This is a genomic window from Microbacterium sp. C448, from assembly GCF_000582705.2.
Lineage (GTDB): Bacteria > Actinomycetota > Actinomycetes > Actinomycetales > Microbacteriaceae > Microbacterium > Microbacterium lacus_A.
Genome location: NZ_HG779652.1, coordinates 1 through 4,419 on the forward strand (window position 1 = coordinate 1; position 4,419 = coordinate 4,419).

Consider the following 4,419-nt stretch of genomic DNA (forward strand, 5'->3'; position numbering starts at 1 on the left):
TCACCGATCCACGGGCGGTGCTTGACTCCCTTGACGCGCAGCAATAGCACACGGTCCAGCCTGGGCACCCCCGACGAACGATCAAAGCAAATACGAGAATCCTCGGTCCGGAAGTTGTAGACCCGGCCGTCGACGGTCACGTCCAGCCCGTACCTGGAGTGCATTGTGCAATGGCGCGGGTACCCGCGCACCTCTGTGGCATGAGCAATAGCCCTGCAGGAACGCCACTCGGATCGCCCATCGCTTTCCCCCTCGCAGTCATCACGGTCAGCGAGCGCGGAGCCATAAACGTCAGCTGCAACGGAAACGACTTCCCGCCTCCAACGCCGGACGCGCCTTGGAGCCGCGCACGGTTTGGTGATCTTCTTGATGCGATATCCGAACACCGCTCCCACACCGTCCGAGTTGAGGTGCACGAGTTCGATGGCTCGGTGTTCACCGACATCGTCCATGCGGTGCGACGAGAGCAAGCCATCGCAGACGTTCAGTCACCCAGCACGATGCGGCGAGCGCGGCACCGCCCAACGGATCAGCTGATCGAGGTCACCGGGTCCGGATTCGTCCCTGGCGAGGACGTCACCGTCGCGCTGTCAGTCTCCAGTGCTGAAGGATCCGCTGACGGGAGCGCTCGTGCGGTCATCGATATGAGCCAACTCGTGGATCACCGATCGGAGATATTGCTCATCGGACGCGTCTCCGGCGTCATCGTCACCGAATCTTTGCCATCGTGAGTACCCCACACGGTCAGGGTCGGGGTTTCGGCGATGAGTTGACCAACTTCCTGATGATCGCGTTGATCGCAGTCTTCGGGGTCGCCGTCGTCTTGCGAGCTGCGGGTTCCGTTGCGGCATTCCTCGCTGGCACTGCGCAACCTCAGGTCGGGATTGCTGGCGGAGTCACCCTGCTGTTCAGCCCGACAAATCCGGCCGAGGTGCTGCAGGCGCCCGGTCTGAATGCAATTCTCTACTGGTCGATTGCAATACTGCTGCTCCTCATTCTCGGCAGCGCTATCGGGTGGGCTTGGGTCCGTTGGCGTCGGCACTCACACAACGTCGATACCGATCCACGGCGGCTCGCGGGAACTGCCAGCAGTCACGAGGTCGCAACCAGTGCGTCGGCGAAGGCACTCCTGCGCCGAGCTGCGACGCTTCGCCCTTCACTGGAACAGCCAGAACCCGCGGACGTGGGCTACCTGCTCGGGCGCTCGCACGGCAAGCAGGTGTGGGCCAGCGTCGAAGACTCGATCCTTCTCATCGGCCCGCCGCGTTCAGGTAAGGGCCTGCACATTGTGATCCCAGCGATTCTCGATGCGCCGGGTGCAGTGGTGACGACGTCGACCCGGCCCGACAACTTGACGGCAACGATGCGCGCACGCGAACGGTTCGGTCCGGTCGCCGTCTTTGATCCTCAGCATCTTGCTGAAGGCGTCTCCTCTGGGCTGCGGTGGTCGCCTATTCGGGGCTGCGAGGACCCGTTGACCGCGATGATTCGCGCGACTGGTCTTGCAGCGGCCACCGAGCTGTCCGCTGGCGGCGTCGAGGGTGGAGGGTTCTGGGAAGGAAAGACCCGCATCGCTCTGCAGGCGCTCCTACATGCGGCCGCGCTCGATCATCGAAGTCCGGCTGAGCTGTTCCGATGGACCCTCGACCCATCAGCCGCCGCGGAGGCAGTCGCCATCCTGACGGGCTCACCGCTGGCAGCCACGGGGTGGGCGGATTCGCTGGAGGCAACGCTCGACGCCGACCCGCGCACGCGCGACAGTATCTGGCAGGGTGTTTCGCTCGCATTGTCGGCGCTGGCCGACCCCAGAGTGCTAGATGCTGTCAGCCCGGCAGAAGGCGAGCAGTTCGATCCCGAGCGTTTCATCCGCGACCGTGGCACGCTGTATCTTCTGGCGACCGGCGTTGGGGCCGGGAACAGCGCAGCTCTCGTCGCAGCTCTCGTTGAAGACCTTGTCGAGACCGCCCGCCGAATGGCTGCTCGATCACCCGGCGCACGGCTCGATCCGCCGCTACTGTTTGCGCTCGACGAGATCGGAAACCTTGCGCCGCTACCCTCACTGCCCACACTCATGGCAGAAGGTGGCGGCACCGGGATCACAACGATGCCGGTGCTTCAATCCCTTGCCCAGGCGCGGGACAAGTGGTCTGAGAACAAGTCGGCAGCGATCTGGGACGCCAGTATCGCGAAGATCATCCTTGGAGGCGCCTCGAACTCACGAGACCTTCAAGACCTCTCCACGCTGATCGGCGAACGCGACGAGTTCACCGACTCCGTCACGCTCGGTGACCATGGCTCGCGTTCCAACCAGCGTTCCATCCGTCGCGTACCGATCCTGCCGCCCGACCGCATTCGCACGTTGCCGTTTGGCACCGGGGTCATCTTGCTCCGGTCGGCGCCCCCGATCGTCACTGACCTCCACCCCTGGCCCAAGCGCCCCGACGGTCAACAGCTCAAAGCGGATCGTGCAGCGGTTGAGTCGCTGTTGAGACGCCCTGCCACGCCATGATCCGCGCTGGGGCGCAGCGCGCACCTGTCTGTTGCAGCGGCCATCACATCCGATGGCCGCCCCAACAAATCAAGGAGTCGTCATGTCCATCGACACCCAGCAAGCCATCACAGGATTCATCGCGACCGAGCCCCGTCTGACCTACACCGAGGACGGCACCGCGCGGTTCTACGCGCGGATCGGCATAGAGCATTCTCAGCAGACCCCAGACGGAAGTTTCACGCAGCTCGACCCGTCCTTCCACGACATGAGCGCCTTCCGGCGCGCAGCCGAAGAAGGAGTCGCGCGATTCCACAAGGGCGACAAGTTCATCGCCACTGGACGCGTGCGCGAGTACAGCTACGAGAAGGACGGCCAGAGCGTCGCGGCCGAGGAGTTCATTGTCTCCCGCTTCGGTCACGACGTCGCACGCACCCAATACGAGGTCGATCGCGGACCCCATCGCGACAGCAACATGCGCGAGGCGACCGGTCGTGATGCGTCCCCTTTTGAAGCCCCCGCCCGAGCACGAGCGCAGTCAGATGCCGCTCCTGCGGTCAGCATCTGAGCAGGAGCGGTCATCATGAGTGACTTCGTTCCCACCGCTGAAGCACACGAAGGGCGCGACGAGGATGACGACGACGAATCGCTGGTCGCTGAACCACCGCATCCGATCAACTGGAATCTCCTCACCGCGAACGACGCGGAGGTTGAGTGGCTGGAGCTGAATCGCTGGGTCTACTGGCTCCGCCGCACTTACGGACTCCCCGCCGCAGTGATCCCGCCCTACTGGCATCGTCACCCCGAACTCGTGTGGGAGCTGTCAGCGCTGCACCTGCACTGGCTGTGCGCCTACGACCCCAACCAAAACGGATCCGCACCACTGGGGTGGCATCGCGATTTTGCGGATGCTCGCCTCCGCCTCCGGGACTGGGTAGCTACTTCCGGGACCCGACTCGATCGTGATCGCCCCACACGGCAAGCCACCTGGCCCGGGGAGGAGCCGCCTACTCCCTCTGAAGAGTCAATGATCACCGACCGGGAAGCCGACTTTGTCGAATTCGTCGTTGATGATGTTCAGCATCGTCAAACGGCTGAGGACGAGTTCTACCGTTCGCTCGGCGATCCTCCGCTGGAGGAGTCATGAGCAACGCGGTCGAGGCGACTGCGCCCGTCTCACCATTGCTGGATAGCCGAGAGGTCGCCTCGTACCTGAAGGTCTCCGAATCGACATTGTCTCGATGGCGCTCCGCGGAGACCGGGCCACCATTCATCAAGCTCGGCGGTATCGCCCGATACCGGCTCGAAGCCATCGACCAATGGCTACAGAACTTGGAGCCGCACCATGGCGCGCCCAGTTGAGCCGATGCCAGAGTCCTCACCCCGACCGGTGCCACCGATCGGGGTGAGGATCTCCACCGACATGGAACGACGCTCCTACGGAATTCGAGCGCGGGCACGCTGGACCGATCCGCTCACCAAGCAACGCGTGATCCGTACCGAAATCGTAAAAGACGAGGCAACCGCACGCGCATTCTTCGAAACGCTCCGGAACTCTTCGGTCAAGGGAATGGACGTCTCGATGACGCTCCTGGAGTTCTTTACCTCGATCGAGGATCGATGGGCACGCGGCCTCGATATGACCTCCACCGGAGACAACTACCGGTACGGTCTTCGGCTCCGAGTGCTCCCGGCGCTTGGCCATCTGCCCGTCACTCAGATCACCGCGGGAATGATCGACCGCACGATCGACGACTGGGAGAAGCAGTACGGCGCATCGACGATTAAGAACACCATCGCCCCACTCGTGCGGGTACTCGACGAAGCCGTTCGCGACGGCCTGATCACAATCAATCCCGCCAAACACCGGGCGAAGCGGAGTCTCCACAGAAACGCCTTCCGATGTCCCGCGTCAAGTAGTTGGCAGGGAT

The 4,419-nt window shown here is 63.4% G+C and carries 5 protein-coding genes and 1 pseudogene; all 6 read left to right on the top strand.

The window, feature by feature from the left end:
- Positions 1-431: 431 nt before the first annotated feature.
- Entirely contained in the window at positions 432-731 is a 300-nt protein-coding gene (locus MIC448_RS16375) for a hypothetical protein (protein ID WP_243419913.1), read from the top strand.
- The gene (locus MIC448_RS06525; RefSeq protein WP_036297568.1) at positions 728-2,509 is read left to right on the top strand and encodes a type IV secretory system conjugative DNA transfer family protein; all 1,782 of its coding nucleotides are present in this window, start codon (positions 728-730) and stop codon (positions 2,507-2,509) included. The genes MIC448_RS16375 and MIC448_RS06525 overlap by 4 nt, the downstream gene beginning before the upstream one ends.
- Before the next feature lie 82 nt (positions 2,510-2,591).
- The gene (locus MIC448_RS06530; RefSeq protein ID WP_036297570.1) at positions 2,592-3,056 is read left to right on the top strand and encodes a single-stranded DNA-binding protein; all 465 of its coding nucleotides are present in this window, start codon (positions 2,592-2,594) and stop codon (positions 3,054-3,056) included.
- A 15-nt stretch (positions 3,057-3,071) separates the two neighbouring features.
- Positions 3,072-3,635, top strand: a complete 564-nt coding sequence (locus MIC448_RS06535) for a hypothetical protein (RefSeq protein ID WP_036297572.1) — start codon at positions 3,072-3,074, stop codon at positions 3,633-3,635.
- Positions 3,632-3,850, top strand: coding sequence for an AlpA family transcriptional regulator (locus MIC448_RS06540; protein ID WP_036297574.1), 219 nt, complete (start codon positions 3,632-3,634; stop codon positions 3,848-3,850). The genes MIC448_RS06535 and MIC448_RS06540 overlap by 4 nt, the downstream gene beginning before the upstream one ends.
- Before the next feature lie 61 nt (positions 3,851-3,911).
- A pseudogene (locus tag MIC448_RS06545) lies at positions 3,912-4,419 on the top strand (phage integrase SAM-like domain-containing protein); the annotation flags it as partial.

Excerpts from the sequence above, each read along its gene's own strand:
- MIC448_RS06530 (WP_036297570.1), top strand. The coding sequence starts at position 2,592 with ATGTCCATCGACACCCAGCAAGCCATCACAGGATTCATCGCGACCGAG.
- MIC448_RS06535 (WP_036297572.1), top strand. The coding sequence starts at position 3,072 with ATGAGTGACTTCGTTCCCACCGCTGAAGCACACGAAGGGCGCGACGAG.
- MIC448_RS06540 (WP_036297574.1), top strand. The coding sequence starts at position 3,632 with ATGAGCAACGCGGTCGAGGCGACTGCGCCCGTCTCACCATTGCTGGAT.